This window comes from Faecalispora sporosphaeroides DSM 1294, from assembly GCA_000383295.1.
GTDB classification, from domain to species: domain Bacteria; phylum Bacillota; class Clostridia; order Oscillospirales; family Acutalibacteraceae; genus Faecalispora; species Faecalispora sporosphaeroides.
Window position 1 is genome coordinate 382,726 of the sequence record KB911066.1, and the last position, 17,881, is coordinate 400,606.

Sequence of the window (17,881 nt, forward strand, 5' to 3'; positions counted from 1 at the left end):
AAAAAGGAGAAATGCAGTATGTTCTTCCGGAACAGCAAAGCTGCAAGACGCCAGTATGTTGGATGAATATATTCAGATCTCTGATCTGCACAAAACCTATGTCACGCACGGGGCATCGCTGCAGGTGCTCAGGGGGATCAATCTTTCCGTCAAAAAGGGGGAGATTTTCGGGATCATCGGTTTCAGCGGCGCGGGAAAATCCACACTGGCGCGATGCATCAATCGGTTGGAAACACCCGACAGCGGTCGGATTCAGGTCGGCGGAGTAGACATTCTGCGCCTGCCCAAAAAGGCCCTGCTCAAAGAGCGCAGAAAAATCGGGATGATTTTTCAGACCTTCAACCTGTTTGAAGCCAAAACGGTGTACCGCAACATCTCTTACCCGCTGGAAATCAGCGGCGTGCCGAAAGAGGAAATCAAAGACAGGGTGCTGCGGACAGCCGAGCTCGTCGGGCTGACGGATAAGCTCGAGGCTTACCCGGGCGGGCTCTCCGGCGGGCAGAAGCAGCGGGTGGGAATCGCGCGGGCTCTGGTCAACAATCCCGATCTTCTGCTCAGCGACGAGGCGACCTCTGCCCTCGACCCGCAGACCACGCTTCAAATTCTGGACCTGCTGAAAAAGATCAATCAGACCACCGGCATCACCATCCTGATGATCACGCATGAGCTGGACGCCATCAAATACACCTGCGAACGCATGGCGGTGCTGGAGGATGGGCTGATCATTGAATCCGGCCCGGTAAGCGAAATCTTCAGCAACCCGCACAGCCGCACCGGCGAGCTCTTTGCCAAAGTGTTTTTTGAACTGCAGCATTCGGGCGAACTGGTAAACGGCGAGGGAATTTAAAAGACAGATCGCCCCGATTTTAAAGTGAAAGGAGTGGTTCTTTGAGTTTATTGGATCATTCGATATGGGAGGTCATTATCGCCTCCTTCGCGCCGGACATCTGGCAGCGCATGGGCTCCCCCGTGCTGGAAACCTTGTACATGGTGGCCCTTTCCTCCGCCATCATGCTGTTTTGCGGCCTGCTGCTCGGGATACTGCTGACCGTGACAAACCCCGACGGCCTGGTGCCGTTAAAGCCGCTGTATGCCAGCTCGGGGTGGCTGATCAACTGTCTCCGCTCTCTGCCCCAGATGATCATGATCATCCTGATGATCCCGGTGGCCCGCCTGTTCTTTGGAAAATCCTACGGAACCAACGCCTGTATCATCGCCATTGCCGCCAGCTGCATCCCCATGTACGCCCGCATTGTGGAAAGCAGCCTGCTGGAAATTGCCAAGGGCAAGGTAGAAGCGGCAAAGTCCATCGGCAGCACCAACGTGCAGATCATCTTTCGCATTCTTCTGCCGGAAACCATCCCCTCCCTCATTCGCGGCTTTACCGTCGCTGTGATCGCCGTCATCTCGATGACTGCTCTGGCCGGGATGTTCGGCGCGGGCGGCATCGGGGACATCGCGGTACGGTTCGGCTACCAGCGCTTTCAGCACGATGTGCTGTTTGCAGCCGTTTATATTCTGATCATCCTGGTTCAGTTGGTTCAGTGGGTTGGGGACCTTACCTCCAAGCAAATCCTGAAAAAGCGAAATTTGATTTAATTATGTGGTTTTTTCGCCTCCTGCGACGGAAAAAGAACCGAAAAAATTCATCTGCGTTTATTAAAACTCTGTAAAAAAACATAGTAGGAGAATTCATTATGAAATCGATCAAAGCAGCATCTGCCCTTTTCGCGGCGGCCCTTTCTCTCAGCCTGCTGGCCGGGTGCGCCGGCACCGCCGGCGGTTCTTCCTCTCAGGCGCAGTCCGCACCCGCCGCGTCCGGCGACAGCTCGCAGCAAACCGTTACCCTCAAAGGAATTGTCGACCTTGTCCCCCACTCGGAAATCATCAAGTACGTTACCCCAAAGCTGGCAAAGCAGGGAATCATCATCGACCTGGTGGCAACCGCAGCAGACAACACCACAAACGAAAAGCTCGCGAAGGGCGAAATCGACTTTAACTACTTTCAGCATGAACCGTACCTGCAGGAATGGAACAACACGAACGGCTTCAATCTGGTCAATGCCGGGGATATTCACGTGGAGCCCATTACAGCCTATTCCGACAAATACAGCTCTACGGATAAAATTCCGGAAAACGCGACTGTCGCCATCCCGAATGACGGCACCAACGAGTACAGAGCCCTGCTCATTTTAGAGCAAAACGGCTTTATCAAGCTGAACGAAAAAACCGCCACCTCTCTGAGCGCATCGGTAACGGATATTCAAAGCTATGTGCGCCCGATCAAAATTGTAGAGCTGGATTCGGCGCAGATCATTCCCACCAAAGCCGACTACGACTTCTTCATCACGAATACCAACAAGGCGCTGGAAGCGAAGATCACCTCCACCAAGCTGTTCAGCGAAAGCGGAGACAGCCCCTACGCCAACATCATTGCCGTGCGGGAAGAGGATAAAGACAATCCCGCGATTGCTGCTCTGGTGAAAGAGCTGCAGTCGGAGGATACCAGAAAGTTTATTGAGGACACCTACAAGGGCGCTGTCATTCCGGCCAAACTTGGTTCCTGATCCCCTGCTGCCGGTCGGTCCAAAACAGGAAATCTGTTCCGTCATTTTATGCAAGCTTACCGTCGAACCATTTTTACATTGGGAGGGATTGTCACTTGAAACATTATGAATTTATCGAGTCCGCACTGATTCATGGCGGCATTTACGGTGATGAACGCACCGGCGCGGTCAGCACGCCGATCTACCAGACCTCAACCTTCATGCAGGATGAGCTGGGAAAGCACCGAGGGTACGAGTATTCCCGAACCGGGAACCCGACCCGCGAGGCTCTGGAGGCGCTGATCGCCGAGTTAGAGGGCGGTGAAGCCGGTTTTGCCTTTGCGTCCGGCATGGCGGCGATCACCGCCGCACTCAGCCTGTTCCAAAGCGGCGACAGGATCGTGATTTCCAGCAACGTATACGGCGGAACCTTCCGTGTTCTGGATCAGATCTTCCGGCACTTCGGCTTTGCGTACACCATTGCGGACACCACTGACTTGGAGGCGTTGGAAGCGGCCGTTACGCCGGATGTAAAGGCCCTGCTGGTCGAAAGCCCGGCGAACCCGCTGCTGACCGTAACCGACCTTGCGGCGGCCGCCGAAATCGCGCACCGCCACGGCGCGCTTCTGATTGTGGATAACACCTTCATGACCCCTTATCTTCAGCGGCCCCTGGAACTGGGCGCAGACATTGTTCTGCACTCGGCCACCAAATATCTGGGCGGCCACAGCGATGTGATCGCCGGGCTGGCGGTTGTAAAAACAAAGGAGCTGGCCGAGCGGCTTCATTTTATTCAGAATGCCACCGGCGGAATTTTACAGCCGTTTGATTCCTATCTGCTGATCCGCAGCATTAAGACCCTCGGCGTGCGGATGGACCGGCACGTGGAAAACGCCGAAGCACTCGCCAAACTGCTGCGTGATCACGAGGCGGTAAAAACCGTGTACTACCCCGGTCTGCCGGATGCGCAGGGCTTTGAAATCAATGGGCGGCAGGCCAAAAACGGCGGCGCCATGATCTCGTTTGAGCTGAACGACGGCTATGACATCCGCCGGTTCTTTACCGGTCTGCGCCTGATTGCCCTGGCGGAAAGCCTGGGCGGCGTGGAATCGCTGGTGTGCCACCCGGCCAGCATGACCCATGCCTCCATTCCCAGAGAGATTCGCCAGAAGGTCGGGATCACCGACGGGCTGATCCGCCTTTCGGTGGGCATTGAGAATCTGCGCGATTTGATACAAGACCTGCGAATGTCGGTGGAGGGGGCAAAAGTATGAGTTTGTACCCCTCCATGCAGGAGCTGATCGGGAACACGCCGCTCGTGCGGCTCTCGCAGCTTGGGTTTCCGGAGCGGCTGAACGTCTACGCCAAGCTGGAGCTGTATAACCCGGCGGGCAGCGTCAAAGACAGAATCGGCAAATCGATGATTGCGGACGCCGAAAGGCGCGGCATTTTAAAGCCCGGCAGCACCATTATTGAAGCTACCGCAGGCAACACCGGGCTCGGCATTGCCTTTGCAGCCTTAAACCGCGGCTACCGGCTGATCTTTGTGGTGCCGCAGAAATTCTCTCAGGAAAAACAGACGCTGATGAAAGCGCTGGGCGCCGAAATTATTCACACCTCAACGGAGGAAGGAATGCTGGGCGCGGCCCGAAAAGCAGAGGAGCTGCGCACAGAGATTCCCAACTCCGTCTCTCTGGAGCAGTTCAAGAACCAGAGCAACCCGCAGGCCCACTACGAAACGACCGGGCCGGAGATTTACCGCGACCTTGACGGCAAAATCGATTATGTGGTGGCCGGCGCCGGAAGCGGCGGCACCTACACTGGTGTTCTGCGGTATTTAAAAGAGCAAAATCCGGCGATCAAGGGCGTTCTGGCCGACCCGATCGGCTCCACCATCGGGGGCGGAGAGCACTCTGACTATGAAATTGAGGGCATCGGGAACGACTTTATCGCCGACACAATGGATATGAGCCTTGTTGATCAGGTCATCAAGGTCAGCGATGCGGAAGCCTTTGAACAGGTAAGAATCGCCGCGAAGAAAGAAGGCATCTTTGCAGGCTCATCGTCTGGGGCCGCGCTGGCTGCTGTGAACAAGCTGTCAAAAACCGTTTCTTCCGGAACGGTCGTCGTCATCCTCCCCGACAGGGGTGAACGCTATTTCAGCAAGCACATTTTCGGTGAATAGGATTTTTCAGAGTTCTTCCTTTCGGGCAGACAGGCGGGGTACCGCTGTATTTCCGGTACCCCGCGCTCATAAGCATACTATTTATAGATGCTTACTATTATTCGATTCCAATATTGAATCAGGAGGAATACCATGAGTAAAATTAATTTGCAAATACCGGAGGTTTCCATCCGGGAAATACGCCTTGGCTCGATCACGGGCTTTCAGGGCGGCGCAGAAGAACTGGTAAACTGTTCGCGCTGCGGACTGAAGGACAAAAGCCGTTCCTTCTCCCAGTGCCTTGGCTGCTCTACCTCACAGGCAGCGTGTATGGTGATTTTGGTGCAGGATGCCGCCGTGATCAGCCACGGGCCGGTCGGCTGCTCCTCCTGCTTCCATGAATTCGCGTTTACCTACCGGGTTAACTCCCCCCTGCGGGGAGTGGAGCACCCGACACAGCGGAAGATATTCTCCACCAATTTGCAGGAGACAGACACCGTATACGGCGGCGCGCAGAAGCTCACGAAGGGAATCCACGAGGTGTATGAACGCACGCACCCGAACGCCGTATTCGTGCTGACCACCTGCGCGGCCGGGATCATCGGCGACGATGTGGAGAGCGTGTGCGTCGAAGCGGAGGCGGAGCTGGGGGTTCCCGTCATCGCCATTTTCTGCGAGGGCTTCCGGTCCAAGGTCTGGACGACGGGCTTCGACGCCAGCTACCACGCCATCGCGAGAAAGCTGATTCAGCCAGCCCGCGAGCGCCGGAGCGATATGATCAACGTGATCAATTTCTGGGGCTCGGATGTGTTCGGCGACTGGTTCGAGGCATTCGGCGCAAAGCCCAATTACATTACGCCCTACTCCACCATCGAAAATCTGCGCCGTTCCTCAGAGGCCGCCGCCAGCGTTCAGATCTGCCCCACCCTCGGCTCTTACCTCGGCGCCGCTTTAGAGCAGGAATTCGGCGTTCCCGAAATCAATGCCGCGCCGCCCTACGGCATCGCGCAGACGGACCGCTGGTTCCGCGCACTGGGGAAGCTGCTGCACAAGGAAGAGGAGGCCGAACGCCTGATCGCGGCGAAGCGGGCGGAATATCTGCCGAAAATAGAAGCGCTGCGGGAAAAGCTGCGCGGAAAAACCGCATATGTCACGGCCGGTGCGGCCCACGGCCACGCGCTGCTCAATCTGCTGGGCGAGCTTGGAATGAAAGCAAAGGGTGCGGCCATCTTTCACCACGACCCGATCTACGACAACGAGAACGAGGAAAGCGATCTGCTGGTGAACCGAGTGAAGGAATACGGGGACGTCCCGAACTTCAATATCTGCAACAAGCAGGAATTTGAACTGGTGAATATGCTCAACCGCCTTCAGCCGGATGTTCTGCTCGCCCGCCACGGCGGCATGACCCTGTGGGGCGCGAAGCTCGGCATCCCCTCCCTTTTGATCGGCGACGAGCATTTCAGCATGGGCTACGAGGGAATCGTCCGCTATGGCGAACGCATTCTGGAAACGATCGAGAACGATGAGTTCGTGAAAAATCTGAAACAGCACGCGGTCAATCCCTACACCAAATGGTGGCTGGATCAGGAGCCCTATACCTTTTTGAAAGGGGGTGCGGCGAAATGAGCGGCATCATCGAACAGGAGCGCTACACCTGCGCCATCGGCGCGCTGCAAAGCGTGGTCGCGATTCCCCGGGCCGTGCCGATCCTGCACTCCGGCCCCGGCTGCGGCAACATGATTCAAGGCTTCTTTGAGCGCTCCACCGGGTACGCCGGGGGCAGCACCTCCCCCTGCACCAATTTCACGGAAAAGGAAGTGGTGTTCGGCGGAACCGACCGCCTGCGCGAAAACATCGCCAACACCTACAAGATTCTGGACACCGATCTTCAGGTGGTTCTGACCGGCTGCACCGCCGGAATTGTGGGCGACGACATAGAGCCCGTGGTAGAGGAATTCCGCGAGGAGGGAAAGCCGATCGTCTCTGTGGAAACAGCGGGGTTCAAGTGCAGCAACCTGGAAGCCCACAGCCTGGTGGTCAACGCGGTCATCGACCAATATGTCAGCCGCTTTGAAGAGGGAAATCCGTTCCGCAGCGAAAAGAATACCGTAAACCTGTTCGCCTCCCTCCCCTATCAGGACCCGTTTTGGAAGGGGAACCTGCGGGAATACAAGCGCCTGCTGGAAGGGATCGGACTTTCGGTTCACGTGCTGTTCGGCCCGGAATCGGGAGGCGTTCGCGAATGGCAGCAGATTCCGAAAGCGAATTTTAATATTCTCGCTTCCCCCTGGTACGGTCTGCCGATCGCAGAGCATCTGGAAGAGGTGTACGGCCAGCCGTTCACCCAATACCCCAACATCCCGATCGGCGCCAACGAAACGGAGCGCTTTCTGCGCCAGGTGCTGGCCTTTGCGAACGAGCAGGGCGCGGAGCTGGACACAGATGCCGCGGAGGAGTTCATTCGGCATGAGCGCGAAGCCTACTACGAGGAAATCGACAATCTGGCGACCTTCCTGCTGGAATTCCGCTACGGCCTGCCCAACCATGTGCATATCGTGCACGATGCCGGTTATGTTCTGGGGCTTTCCAAATTCCTGCTGCACGAGGTCGGCATCGTTCCCAAGGAACAGTTCGCGGTAGACAATACCCCGAAGAGATTTCAGGAGCAGATTGCGGCGGAGCTGCAGAGCACCTCCGATAAAAAGGTGATCCCTCTTACTTTTGAGCCGGACGCCGGCAAGGTGCAGGACGCCATCCGTTCGCTTCATCACGGAGGCCGGGGTCTGCTCATCGGCAGCGGCTGGGATAAGGAGCTGGCGCGGGAAAAGGATTACGATTTTCTCTCCGCCTCCGTTCCCACCCCGTACCGGCTGGTGATGACGACCAATTATGCCGGGTTTTCCGGCGGGCTGCGGGTGATTGAAGACATTTACGGTGCGGTTCTCGCAACCTACCGGTGAGGAGAACGCGAATGAGTACACGAATTGCCTTTGCAAGCACAGACGGCTTTGAGGTCGACCAGCATTTCGGCAGGGCGCGCATCTTCCAGATTTACGAAACGGACGGTTCGGATTATCAGCGGGTGGAAACCCGAAAAACGGACGCTCTGTGCCAGGGAAGCTGCGAAGGCGGCTTTGATCACCTGTTTCAGGCGCTTTCGGACTGCGACGCGGTCTTTGTGCTGAAAATCGGCCAGGGGGCCAGCGCGTACATGATCAGCCGCGGGAAGCGGGTATTTGAAGCCTACGGCTCTGTGGATGCGATTATGGAAAAGGTGATCGAAGAAAACCTGTTTCAGAAAGGGTGAATCATTTTGGCAAAAACATTTCGAGAGCTGACGCTGACGCATCCCTGCTTTTCGGTTGGCGATAAGGTCAATAAGGGCCGCGTTCATCTGCCCGTATCGCCCGGGTGCAACATCTGCTGCCGCTTCTGCGACCGGAAAATCAACGACGTGGATATCCGGCCGGGAGTGGCGTCGATGATCATCACACCGCAGGAAGCGGTGGAGGTGGTCCGCCGGGCCGTGGAGCTTTGCCCGGACATTACAGTGGCCGGGATCGCGGGGCCGGGCGACACGCTGGCCACGCCGTACGCGCTGGAAACCTTCCGGCTCATCAAGCAGGAATTCCCCGACATCATCAAATGTATGAGTACGAACGGCCTGCTTCTGCCGGAGCACGCACAGGAGGTCATCGACGTGGGGATCGACACCCTCACCGTCACCGTCAACGCGCTGGACCCGGAAACTCAGGCACGGATTTGCAGTGGGATCGTGTACCACGGCAAGCGCTACGAGGGGGTGGAGGCCGCGGAAATCCTGATCGAAAACCAGCTCAAGGGGATCGAAATCGTTTCGGAGGCCGGCATTACCGTAAAGGTCAACACAGTGCTGATCCCGGAGATCAACGCCGACCACATTGAAGCCGTTGCCCAAACGGTCGCCGAGGCGGGAGCAAGAATTTACAACATCATTCCGCTGATCCCGCAGCACGAGCTTTCGTGGTGCTCGGCTCCGGGGTGCGCGGTACTCAATCAGGCGCGCTGCGAGGCGGAAACATATATCGATGTGTTCCGGCACTGCCAGCGCTGCCGGGCCGACGCGGTCGGAATCCCCGGAGGAGAAGATTTTGCCCGGCAAATCTACGTTCGTCCGGTGGTACAGCAAAACACTTTTTCTCACGGGTAAGGCTCTTGCGGGAAACCGGGAGGAATTAGAAGCAAAAGGGGGTGGTGTTATATGATGTGTGACTGTGAGCTTGCGGATTGTAGCCGTTTTTTAAAACCGAAAGGAGACTCGACATGTCAAATGACACAGTGCCCAAAACATACTTATTCGATACTCTGAAGGTTCGGGCGGGGTATGACCCGAAAGACCATAACTACGCCGTCTCGCCCCCCATTTACCAAACCACAGCCTATGAATTTCGGGACGTGGAGAACGCCAAAGGTTTGTTCAGCTTTCAGGAGGCGGGCTATCTGTACACCCGCATCGGCAACCCAACCGTAACGGTTCTGGAGGAGCGGGTGCGGATTCTTGACGGGGCCGCCGCGGCCATAGGCATCGGTTCGGGAATGGCGGCCATCAGCTACACTCTGCTGAATCTGGCCGAGGGCGGCGGAAGGATTCTGACCTCCCCTTTCTTATATGGCGGAAGCGCCGACAGCTTTAAAAAGATTTATCCCAAACTGGGGATTTATTTCGACCAAGCCAAAAATATCGAACACCCCGAACGGCTGGCGGAGGAAATCACGCCCGATACCAAAGCCATCTACATTGAAAGCATCAGCAACCCCAGTGCGGTGCTGCTGGATGTGGACGCAATCGCGAGGGTCGCGCACGAGCACGGCATTCCGCTCGTCGTCGACAACACGGTAGCGACGCCTTACCTTTACAACCCCATTGCCCACGGCGCGGACATTGTGGTTTACTCCGCCACCAAGGGTCTAAGCGGCCACGGCAACCTGATCGCCGGACTCATACTGGAAAGCGGTCATTTTGATTTTTCATCAGAAAAATTCCCTCAGTTTTCAGAAAAACACTATACCCTGCGCGATCAAAGCGGTACCCCGCGCAGCTATCTGGAGGTGTTTGCGGTCTCTCCCTTTACATCGCGCATCCGCCTGAATTACCTCAACTATTTTGGCGCTGCGCTCTCCCCCTTCGACGCCTACCTGGGCATTCTTGGGCTGGAAACACTGTCGGAGCGGCTGGGCAAGCAATCCCGCACGGCGCATACGCTGGCCGAATACCTGTCATCGCACGAGGCCGTGGAGTGGGTACGGTATCCCGCGCTGAAATCCAGCCCCTATCACGCGCTGTATGAACGCGATTTTGGAAAGGGCGCAGGCGGAATCCTGACCTTCGGGTTTAAGGGAACGCAGGCACAGCGCGAAGCGTTTCTCAATGCCGTCAAGCTGTTCCACTACCATGTCAATATTGGGGACGCGCGTTCTCTGATCGTAAACTCCCCCCAGACAACGCATGGAGAACTGGAACCGCACGAAAAAGTGCCGGCCGATATTCCGGATAACCTGATCCGGATTTCCGCCGGACTGGAGGACCCGGCGGACCTGATTGCGGACCTGGAACAGGCCTTTGGGCAGGCCTTTCAAATCAAGTAAGGAAAAGGGAGAAATGAAGATGAAAAAGACAAAGAGAGCGATTTGCTCTGTATTAGCGCTTGCAATTGCCGTGAGCACGGCGGCCTGCTCGTCCGGCTCCACCGTTTCCAAAACTGCCTCGGTCAGCCCGGCGTCAGCGGCCCAAACCCAATACAAATATGGAAAAATCGACATTCCGGGCAAAGACGGCGCACTTTGCGGAGCCCCGATCTACATTGCATACGACAAGGGCTTTTTCGCGGAGGAGGGGTTCGACGTCAACCTGATCTCCGCCGATTCCGAAACCCGCAAGATCGGCCTGAACAACGGAACAATCCCGCTGGTCAACGGTGATTTTCAGTTCTTCCCTTCCATTGAAGAAGGCGTTCAGGTCAAAGTGGTAGACGGCCTGCATAATGGGTGCATCAAGTTCGTCGTTCCCAAGGATTCCAAAATCACCGGCGTCAACGACCTGAAGGGCAAAAAGATCGCCGTTGATGAAATCGGCGGTACGCCGCATCAGGTAGCGAGCGTATGGCTGGAAAAGGCAGGGATTTCTGCCAAGCAGGAGGACGGCGAGGTTACCTTCGTCCCGTATACGGACGGAAACCTGGAGCTGGAGGCCGTAAAGAAGGGCGACGTAGACGTGGCCGCGCTGTGGGATCCGCTGGGTTCGGTCGCGGAGGAAAGCGGCAATTACCGCGTGATTTTCGATTTGTCCAAAGACCCCACCTTTGCCGGGAAATACTGCTGCTTCCTGTATGCCTCTTCCAAGGTTCTGAAAGACGACCCGGAAAAGGTAGCCGCTCTGCTTCGCGCCGTTCGGAAGGCACAGGATTGGATTTCCCAAAATCCGAAGGAAGCGGTCGATATTATTTCAGACAAGAAATATTCCGCGATTGAAGATAAGAAGCTGGCGGAAAAGCTGGTTTCCAGCTACGAATATCCGTCCACGGAAGACCGCAAGGCGAACCCGGAGCGCGTAAAAGAAAACGTGCAGTATTTTGTGCAGCAGCTGAAGAACATCGGCTACCTGAAAACAAACGACCCGGATGCCTTCGCCAACCAGATTTTTGAAGAGGTAGACGTCTCCTCAGGGAAATAAAAGGACTTCTGTTGGGAGGTTATTCTGTGAGCATCCTTTCTTTGATTGCAAAGGGTACGGCGCTGCCTCGGCCAAAGCCGGGGCGGCTCCCCCACCTCTTTGTATCCAATTCCAGATATTTGTTTGAATCCGCGGTATCCGTTACCGGGTTTGTCGCCGCCATACTGGTCAACGTCCTCTTCCCGCAGGTTGCCGAAATCGAAACAAAGGTGTACCCTGTCGGCGGCCTGGAGCTGACGGCGAATCTGGCTTATCGCCTTGTGCTTTCGGGAATTGTGCTGCTGTATGCCGGGCTTTCCGTCTTTTCCCTTTTCGACCCGGCGCGAAAAGAAAAATTTCTAAGCCGCGTCTCTTTCTGCTTTGCCAGCGGGTTGGCACTGGCCCTTTGGGATATTCTCGGAACAAAGCTGCAATGGCTGCCGATGCCCTTTTTCCCCGGGCCATCCAGAATCATCGAATCGTTCTTATTGGAAGGTGGATTCATCTTTCAGAACACGCTGTATTCCCTGCGCCTTTTCACCGTAGGCTTTGTGTCTGGCGTCGCGTTTGGGGTCGGCACGGGGATTCTGATCGGCTGGTTTCCGAAGGTCTATTACTGGGTTTTCCCGGTTCTGAAAATCACGGGAGTCATTCCGGCTGTGGCCTGGATGCCCTTCGCGCTGACGCTCTTCCCCACCCCGTTTTCAGCGGCCGCTTTTCTGATCGTCATCTGCGCGTGGTTCCCCGTGGCCTTTTTAACGGCGCAGGGAATTGCCAGCACCCCCAGAACCCTCTTTGAGGTTGCACGTACTCTGGGCGCAAAAACGCCCTATCTGGTTTTTCACGTGGCGATTCCCCACGCCACGCCGCAGATTTTCACCGGTATCTCTACGGCCAACGGGTTTGCCTTTACCACGCTGGTCATGTCGGAAATGATGGGCCAGCCCGGCGGACTTGGGTATTACATCAATGCCTCCAAGGTATGGTCCGCCTATTATAAGGTCTTTGCGGCCATTCTGGTGATGGCGATCCTGTTTTCGGCGATCATGAAGGCCATTGGAGCGATTCAGGGCCGTGTTCTGCGGTGGCAGAAAGGAGTGGTGAGATGAGCGGCGAAATTTTGCTTAAGATTGAATCCGTCAACCGGACTTACCTGGATACCGACGAAAATTCGGTGGAAGCCCTTCGGGATATTCATCTTTCGGTTCGGCGCGGGGAATTCATCTCCATTATCGGGCCCTCCGGCTGCGGCAAAACAACGCTGCTGCGGCTGATTGCCGGCCTGGATTTCCCGGAATCCGGGAAAATCACATTGAAAGGGGAACCCATAACAGACCCCAGCCCCGACCGGGGCTATGTATTTCAGCAGGGGAGTCTGTTCCCCTGGCTGACGATATCACAAAACATCGCATCGGGATTAAAGGCTCGAAACACATATCAGGCCTGCAAAGGAGAAGTACCTCAGTTTATTAAACTGATCGGGCTGAACGGCTTTGAAAAGGCGTATCCCCATCAGATTTCCGGCGGCATGGCCCAGCGGGTGGCCATTGCCCGGGCCCTCATCAATCACCCGACTGTTTTACTGCTGGATGAACCCATGGGCGCGCTGGACGCTTTTACAAGAGCGGATTTACAGGATAAGCTGCTCGAGCTGTGGAAAAACAACGAAACAACGATGATACTGGTGACCCACGACGTAGATGAAGCGCTCTATTTCAGCGACCGGATTGTCATCATGACACCCCGGCCCGGAAAAATCAGCGAAATACTGGAGGTTCCCCTGCGCCGCCCAAGGCCGAGGAACAGCCATGATTTTGCGGCAATGCGCGGCAGCATCCTGGAAAAGCTGCACCTGGCCAGCGCTGCCCCGCAGCCGGAATACACCATTTAAGGAGATTATAGCATGTCAGACAAAAAGCCACTCAGACAGATTGCCATTTACGGCAAGGGCGGAATCGGAAAATCCACCACAACACAGAATTTAACAGCAGGATTGGCGGAAAGCGGCAAAAAGGTGATGGTCGTAGGCTGCGACCCAAAGGCCGATTCCACCAGACTGCTTTTGGGCGGACTGTCCCAGAGAACCGTGCTCGATACCCTGCGCGAAACAGGAGATTCCATTGAGCTGCCCAATATTCTGCGGGACGGATACCTTGGAATCAAGTGCGTGGAATCCGGCGGGCCGGAGCCCGGCGTGGGCTGTGCCGGTCGCGGAATCATCACCTCGATCAATCTTCTGGAACGGCTCGGAGCATATACGGAAGAGCTCGACTACGTTTTTTACGACGTGCTGGGCGATGTGGTATGCGGCGGGTTTGCCATGCCGATCCGGGAAGGAAAAGCAAAAGAAATCTATATCGTCGCCAGCGGCGAAATGATGGCCCTCTACGCCGCGAACAATATTTCCAAAGGAATCGCACGGTATGCCAGAACAGGCGGTGTGCGGCTTGGCGGAATCATCTGCAACAGCCGGAACGTGGACCGCGAGCTGGATTTGCTGCGGGCCTTTGCCGCGGAGCTGGGTACCCAGCTGATCTACTTTGTTCCCCGCGACAACGTGGTGCAGCGGGCGGAGATTCGCCGCAAAACCGTGATCGAATTCAACCCGGGCTCCCTGCAGGCGCAGGAATACCGCAATCTTGCCAAGGCCATTGACGCAAATACGCAGTTTACGATTCCGAAACCGATGACACAGGCCCGGCTGGAGGAAATCCTTTTAGAGCACGGGCTGATGGATTCGGTGGAGGATTACGCAATTTAAACCAGGCCGGGGCCTCCTACCCGGTTTTGGCGGGGCCAATCCCGAAAATTGGCCCAAACTCATCAAAGTCCGCCGGTGCTGCCGGCGGACTTTGATTTTGCGCTTTTATTCACTTGGCGAATTTTCCAAACGCGCTCCCGCTTCCGCATCGGGGCCGCAGAAAATGCGGATAAAGTTCTCCGCGACCGGCGAAAGAGACACGTCCTTTCTCCAAATGACCGCCGTGCCCGTCATCAAAAGCGGCTCCTCCACCCGCACCGCACGCACCCCGCTCTCCGGCTTCCAATGAAAACGAGGCTGCGGGATGAGGCACACGCCCATGCCGGTTGCGGCCAGAGTCAGCATGGAGCGCACATCGTCACACCGGCAGAACAGGTTCGGCACAAATCCATGGGCCGTACACGCCTGCGTCACATTCTGCTCGTGCCGGCGGTGAATGATCAGCGGCTTATTTTTCAGCAGATGGAGCGGCAAATCCCCGGCTCCAAAATCCGGAATCCACTGCGGCTGAAAAACGGCCAGCATCGGGCTGCGGTTCCCGGAGCCGTCATCCGCATAGCTGTAATTTCCAAAGGAAAAGGGGGTGCGGATGATTCCGATCTCCGCAACGCCCTGATCCACCAAACCGGCGACCCGGTTTGTGTCCCCCTCCCACAATTGCAGCCGGGCCTGCGGGTAGCGGCTGTGGAACACCGGCAGGCAGCTTTGCAGAACAAACGCGGAAGAGGACATCACCATGCCAAGGCGCAGGGTTCCCTGACGCCCCTCCCCCATATGGTAAAGATCCCTTTCCGTAGTGCGCACCAGAGCCAGAACCTGCTTTGCCCGCTCGTACAAAAGCGCCCCTGCCTCCGTTGGGAAGATGCGGTGGCCGTTTCTCTCGAGCAGAGCGGTACCGGCCTCTTCCTCCAGCTTTTGAATCTGCTGGCTCAGCGGCGGCTGCGCCATATTCAGGCGGCGGGCCGCCTTTGTAATCTGCCCCTCCTCGCATACCGCGAGAAAATATTCCATTTGACGGATATCCATCCGGCTCCTCCCCTTTGAAACGAAATACATATCAATTGATATGTAACCGATATTTTACTCCTCTTTTACGGCATGCTATACTGAATTAGTATTCATAGAAGATCTCCCGCCGGAACGGGATTCATGATTTGTCCATTCCGGGTGGGACAATTCAAAAAAACAAAGTGAGATTCGAGGTTTTTCTGCTTGAAAAAAGGGTATCTTTACATTCTTTTGGCAACCGTTCTGTTCAGCTCCATGGAAATTGCGCTGAAGCTGACCGCCGCATCGCTCAACGCGATTCAGCTGACCTTTCTGCGCTTTTTCATCGGCGGGCTTATTTTGCTGCCACTGGCCGCAAAGGAGAAGAAAGAGAAAAAATTAAAGCTGCAACGGTCAGATTTCGCCTTCTTCGCTTTTACGGGATTCATCTGCGTTGTCGTGAGCATGATTCTGTTTCAGCTCGGGATTTTGTACTCGAAGGCTTCTGTTGTAGCGGTTCTGTTCAGCTGCAATTCCGTTTTTACCGTCCTGTTCGCTTACCTGATGCTGGCGGAAAAGGTGTATCGGCACACCATCCTTTCCATTCTTCTCAGCGTGATCGGAATGCTCACCATCATCGACCCGCTGCATCTGGCGCCCTCCAACTTTATCGGCATTCTGTTCACCATCGGCGCGGCCCTGACCTTTGCGCTGTACAATGTGATTGGCCGCACGCGCAGCGGGCGGTACGGAGGGATCACGCTGACCTGCCTGAGCTTTTTGTTCGGATGTGCCGAAATGCTCCTTCTGATCGGGATCGGGCACATCGGCCCGGTTGCGGACGGTTTGAACGCCGCCGGCCTCAGCCTGTTTGCCCGCGTTCCGCTGATCAGCGGAATCGGCCTTGGCACGCTGCCCGGCCTTTTGTACGCCGGTATTTTCGTTACCGGGCTTGGGTATACCTTCTACTTTTTGGCGATGGAACAAACATCGGCCGCGACAGCTGCGCTTGTATTTTACATCAAGCCGATCCTCGCGCCGCTTTTCGCCTTCCTCATTCTGAAAGAAGCGATCACGCTCCCCATGACGGTGGGCATCCTCTTTATTTTGACCGGCTCCGTCGTTGCGTTTGTCCCCGGAATCCGGCTCCAGCGCAACAAGGGGCTTTCTGAGGATTTGAAAGAGGACGTGGAGGAAATCATCAGCGAAGCGCAGGCGGAGATCGACGAAACCTCGATCAAGCCGTAATCCCATGATACGCCTGTATCCGGCCGGAACAAGCTTTTCCTCTCATGTATGGCCGGAACGGGAGCTTCCCATACAAAATATTTACAAGCTTCAAAGCTGATGGAAAAGGGCGGCGCGATTCATCCCTTAGTGGAATCGGAACAAAAAGGGCAAGCAGATTTTTTGAAAAGAGCCTCCCGCTGCGTTGCCTTTCACGCGCGTATCGCCCTTTATTGCTTTGGGGGCTGTGAATGTGCTTTCCCCCAATCGCACATGGCGATAACGATCGGAATCAGGCTTTCCCCTTTGGGAGTGAGAGAGTATTCCACCTTTGGAGGCACCTGAGGATATTCCTTTCGGGAAACAATACCTTGCGATTCCAGCTCCTTCAGCTGTGTGCTTAACATTTTATGGGTAATTGCGTCTATATTCTTTTTCAGGAAATTGTATCTTGCTGGAGCAGTACAGGCAAGGAGGTAAATAATTTTTAATTTCCATTTTCCGCTTACAATAGATAATGTATATTCAAACGGCTCCTTGTTGCTGACAAAGCATATTTTTTCAGCCATCGTTTCACTCTCCTTTTCGTAAGTATCCTACAAAAAAGTGCATTCTTCCTTTTCTGTACAAAACAATTATAATACAAAGGAAAGGATCCTTCAACTTACAGAAAAGGGGATATTTTTATGATCATCGACGGGCACTCCCACGTTACCTTGCCGGTTCAGGAACATATAAAAGCGATGGACGCGGCCGGGATCGATAAAACCGTTTTATTCTCCACAGCCTTTCACCCGGAGGCAGCCAAGAACTTTGCCGAAGTGAAATCCTCTATGGAATTTCTGAATGACCTGTTGGCCGGGAAAAAGGGGTCTATGGTAGAGGAGCGGCAAAAAGCCGTATTGGAGCTTAGGGACGCGATCCGGCAATATCCCGACCGCTATATCGGGTTTGGCGCGGTTCCGGCAGGCCTTGAACGAAAGCCCACGCTTCAATATGTTGATGAAACGATTCAAAAAAACAATTTGGCAGGGATGGGTGAATTCACACTCGGAAGCGGCTAAATCCGTCTTTTAAAAAATATTTTTTGTGCTTCACAGGAGTTTCACAATCTTCCAATCTGGATACACGCTTTTTTTCCGCTGACAGCCGCGGATATAAAAAAAATTTCAGAGCTGGCAAAAGATTACCCGGAAACTCCTGTCATTTTAGGGCACCTGGGCGGGAGCAACTGGCTTGCAACGGTGGCGCTTGTAAAAGAAATTCCCAATTTATATCTGGATACCTCCGCATACTATTCAACCTTTGTTTTGGCGAGCGTTATCAATGAAGTGCCAAAGAAATGTTTCTTTGGGGTCGACCGCCCCTTTGGCGATTTGCAGCTGTCTAAAAATGCCGTTTTGCAATTTGCCAGGACCTCTGCCGTAGCAAACGCGGTTTTAGGTGAAAACATAGCCCGGCTGCTGAAGCTAGCGTAAGTATCCGCCAGAAAGACAAATGCTCTT

19 protein-coding genes are annotated in these 17,881 nt (G+C 55.2%); 17 read left to right on the forward strand and 2 right to left on the reverse strand.

Annotation, left to right across the window (positions count from 1 at the left end):
* The first annotated feature begins 55 nt into the window (after window positions 1-55).
* From G340_RS0102010 to nifH, 14 genes are all read left to right on the forward strand, one after another.
* Window positions 56-847 carry a methionine ABC transporter ATP-binding protein gene (locus tag G340_RS0102010; protein WP_020071982.1) on the forward strand — a complete coding sequence of 264 codons (792 nt, stop codon included), beginning with the start codon at window positions 56-58 and terminating at the stop codon, window positions 845-847.
* A gap of 41 nt (window positions 848-888) precedes the next feature.
* Window positions 889-1,599 (forward strand): methionine ABC transporter permease, encoded by a 711-nt coding sequence (locus tag G340_RS0102015; RefSeq protein WP_027103820.1) that lies wholly within the window; start codon window positions 889-891, stop codon window positions 1,597-1,599.
* A 98-nt stretch (window positions 1,600-1,697) separates the two neighbouring features.
* A complete protein-coding gene (locus tag G340_RS0102020) occupies window positions 1,698-2,567 on the forward strand; it encodes a MetQ/NlpA family ABC transporter substrate-binding protein (protein WP_020071984.1) in 870 nt (289 codons plus the stop codon).
* Between the two features lie 95 nt (window positions 2,568-2,662).
* Complete coding sequence (locus G340_RS0102025; RefSeq protein ID WP_020071985.1) at window positions 2,663-3,820, forward strand: trans-sulfuration enzyme family protein; 1,158 nt, start codon at window positions 2,663-2,665, stop codon at window positions 3,818-3,820.
* Window positions 3,817-4,731 (forward strand): PLP-dependent cysteine synthase family protein, encoded by a 915-nt coding sequence (locus tag G340_RS0102030; protein ID WP_020071986.1) that lies wholly within the window; start codon window positions 3,817-3,819, stop codon window positions 4,729-4,731. Before G340_RS0102025 ends, G340_RS0102030 begins: the two co-directional genes overlap by 4 nt.
* A gap of 132 nt (window positions 4,732-4,863) precedes the next feature.
* Window positions 4,864-6,339, forward strand: coding sequence for a nitrogenase component 1 (locus G340_RS0102035; RefSeq protein ID WP_020071987.1), 1,476 nt, complete (start codon window positions 4,864-4,866; stop codon window positions 6,337-6,339).
* Entirely contained in the window at window positions 6,336-7,673 is a 1,338-nt protein-coding gene (locus G340_RS0102040) for a nitrogenase component 1 (RefSeq protein WP_020071988.1), read from the forward strand. The genes G340_RS0102035 and G340_RS0102040 overlap by 4 nt, the downstream gene beginning before the upstream one ends.
* 11 nt (window positions 7,674-7,684) lie before the next feature.
* A complete protein-coding gene (locus tag G340_RS0102045) occupies window positions 7,685-8,020 on the forward strand; it encodes a NifB/NifX family molybdenum-iron cluster-binding protein (RefSeq protein WP_020071989.1) in 336 nt (111 codons plus the stop codon).
* Window positions 8,021-8,026: 6 nt separating this feature from the next.
* Window positions 8,027-8,902, forward strand: a complete 876-nt coding sequence (locus G340_RS0102050) for a radical SAM protein (protein WP_020071990.1) — start codon at window positions 8,027-8,029, stop codon at window positions 8,900-8,902.
* 113 nt (window positions 8,903-9,015) lie between these two features.
* The gene (locus G340_RS0102055; protein ID WP_020071991.1) at window positions 9,016-10,338 is read left to right on the forward strand and encodes an O-acetylhomoserine aminocarboxypropyltransferase/cysteine synthase family protein; all 1,323 of its coding nucleotides are present in this window, start codon (window positions 9,016-9,018) and stop codon (window positions 10,336-10,338) included.
* A gap of 13 nt (window positions 10,339-10,351) precedes the next feature.
* Window positions 10,352-11,422 carry an ABC transporter substrate-binding protein gene (locus G340_RS0102060; RefSeq protein WP_020071992.1) on the forward strand — a complete coding sequence of 357 codons (1,071 nt, stop codon included), beginning with the start codon at window positions 10,352-10,354 and terminating at the stop codon, window positions 11,420-11,422.
* A gap of 26 nt (window positions 11,423-11,448) precedes the next feature.
* Window positions 11,449-12,510 (forward strand): ABC transporter permease, encoded by a 1,062-nt coding sequence (locus G340_RS0102065; RefSeq protein ID WP_020071993.1) that lies wholly within the window; start codon window positions 11,449-11,451, stop codon window positions 12,508-12,510.
* Window positions 12,507-13,292: an ABC transporter ATP-binding protein gene (locus G340_RS0102070; protein ID WP_020071994.1), complete on the forward strand. Its 786-nt coding sequence runs from the start codon at window positions 12,507-12,509 to the stop codon at window positions 13,290-13,292. The genes G340_RS0102065 and G340_RS0102070 overlap by 4 nt, the downstream gene beginning before the upstream one ends.
* A 12-nt stretch (window positions 13,293-13,304) precedes the next feature.
* Window positions 13,305-14,162, forward strand: coding sequence for a nitrogenase iron protein (nifH, locus tag G340_RS0102075; RefSeq protein ID WP_020071995.1), 858 nt, complete (start codon window positions 13,305-13,307; stop codon window positions 14,160-14,162).
* 105 nt (window positions 14,163-14,267) lie between these two features.
* Here the strand turns inward: nifH and G340_RS0102080 are convergent, their stop codons facing one another.
* Window positions 14,268-15,188, reverse strand: a complete 921-nt coding sequence (locus G340_RS0102080; protein WP_020071996.1) for a LysR family transcriptional regulator — start codon at window positions 15,186-15,188, stop codon at window positions 14,268-14,270.
* A 186-nt stretch (window positions 15,189-15,374) separates the two neighbouring features.
* On the opposite strand from G340_RS0102080, the gene G340_RS0102085 reads away from it, so the two are divergent.
* A complete protein-coding gene (locus G340_RS0102085; protein WP_020071997.1) occupies window positions 15,375-16,397 on the forward strand; it encodes a DMT family transporter in 1,023 nt (340 codons plus the stop codon).
* Window positions 16,398-16,606: 209 nt separating this feature from the next.
* Here G340_RS0102085 and G340_RS0102090 read toward each other — a convergent pair whose 3' ends face one another.
* Window positions 16,607-16,945, reverse strand: a complete 339-nt coding sequence (locus tag G340_RS0102090; protein WP_020071998.1) for a winged helix-turn-helix transcriptional regulator — start codon at window positions 16,943-16,945, stop codon at window positions 16,607-16,609.
* Between the two features lie 117 nt (window positions 16,946-17,062).
* Here G340_RS0102090 and G340_RS18335 point away from each other — a divergent pair, with 117 nt between their 5' ends.
* Both G340_RS18335 and G340_RS18340 read left to right on the forward strand, forming a co-directional pair.
* On the forward strand, window positions 17,063-17,440 hold the full coding sequence (locus G340_RS18335; protein WP_020071999.1) for an amidohydrolase family protein: 378 nt from the start codon (window positions 17,063-17,065) through the stop codon (window positions 17,438-17,440).
* A gap of 54 nt (window positions 17,441-17,494) precedes the next feature.
* The gene (locus G340_RS18340) at window positions 17,495-17,854 is read left to right on the forward strand and encodes an amidohydrolase family protein (RefSeq protein WP_326522313.1); all 360 of its coding nucleotides are present in this window, start codon (window positions 17,495-17,497) and stop codon (window positions 17,852-17,854) included.
* The last annotated feature ends 27 nt before the right edge of the window (window positions 17,855-17,881 follow it).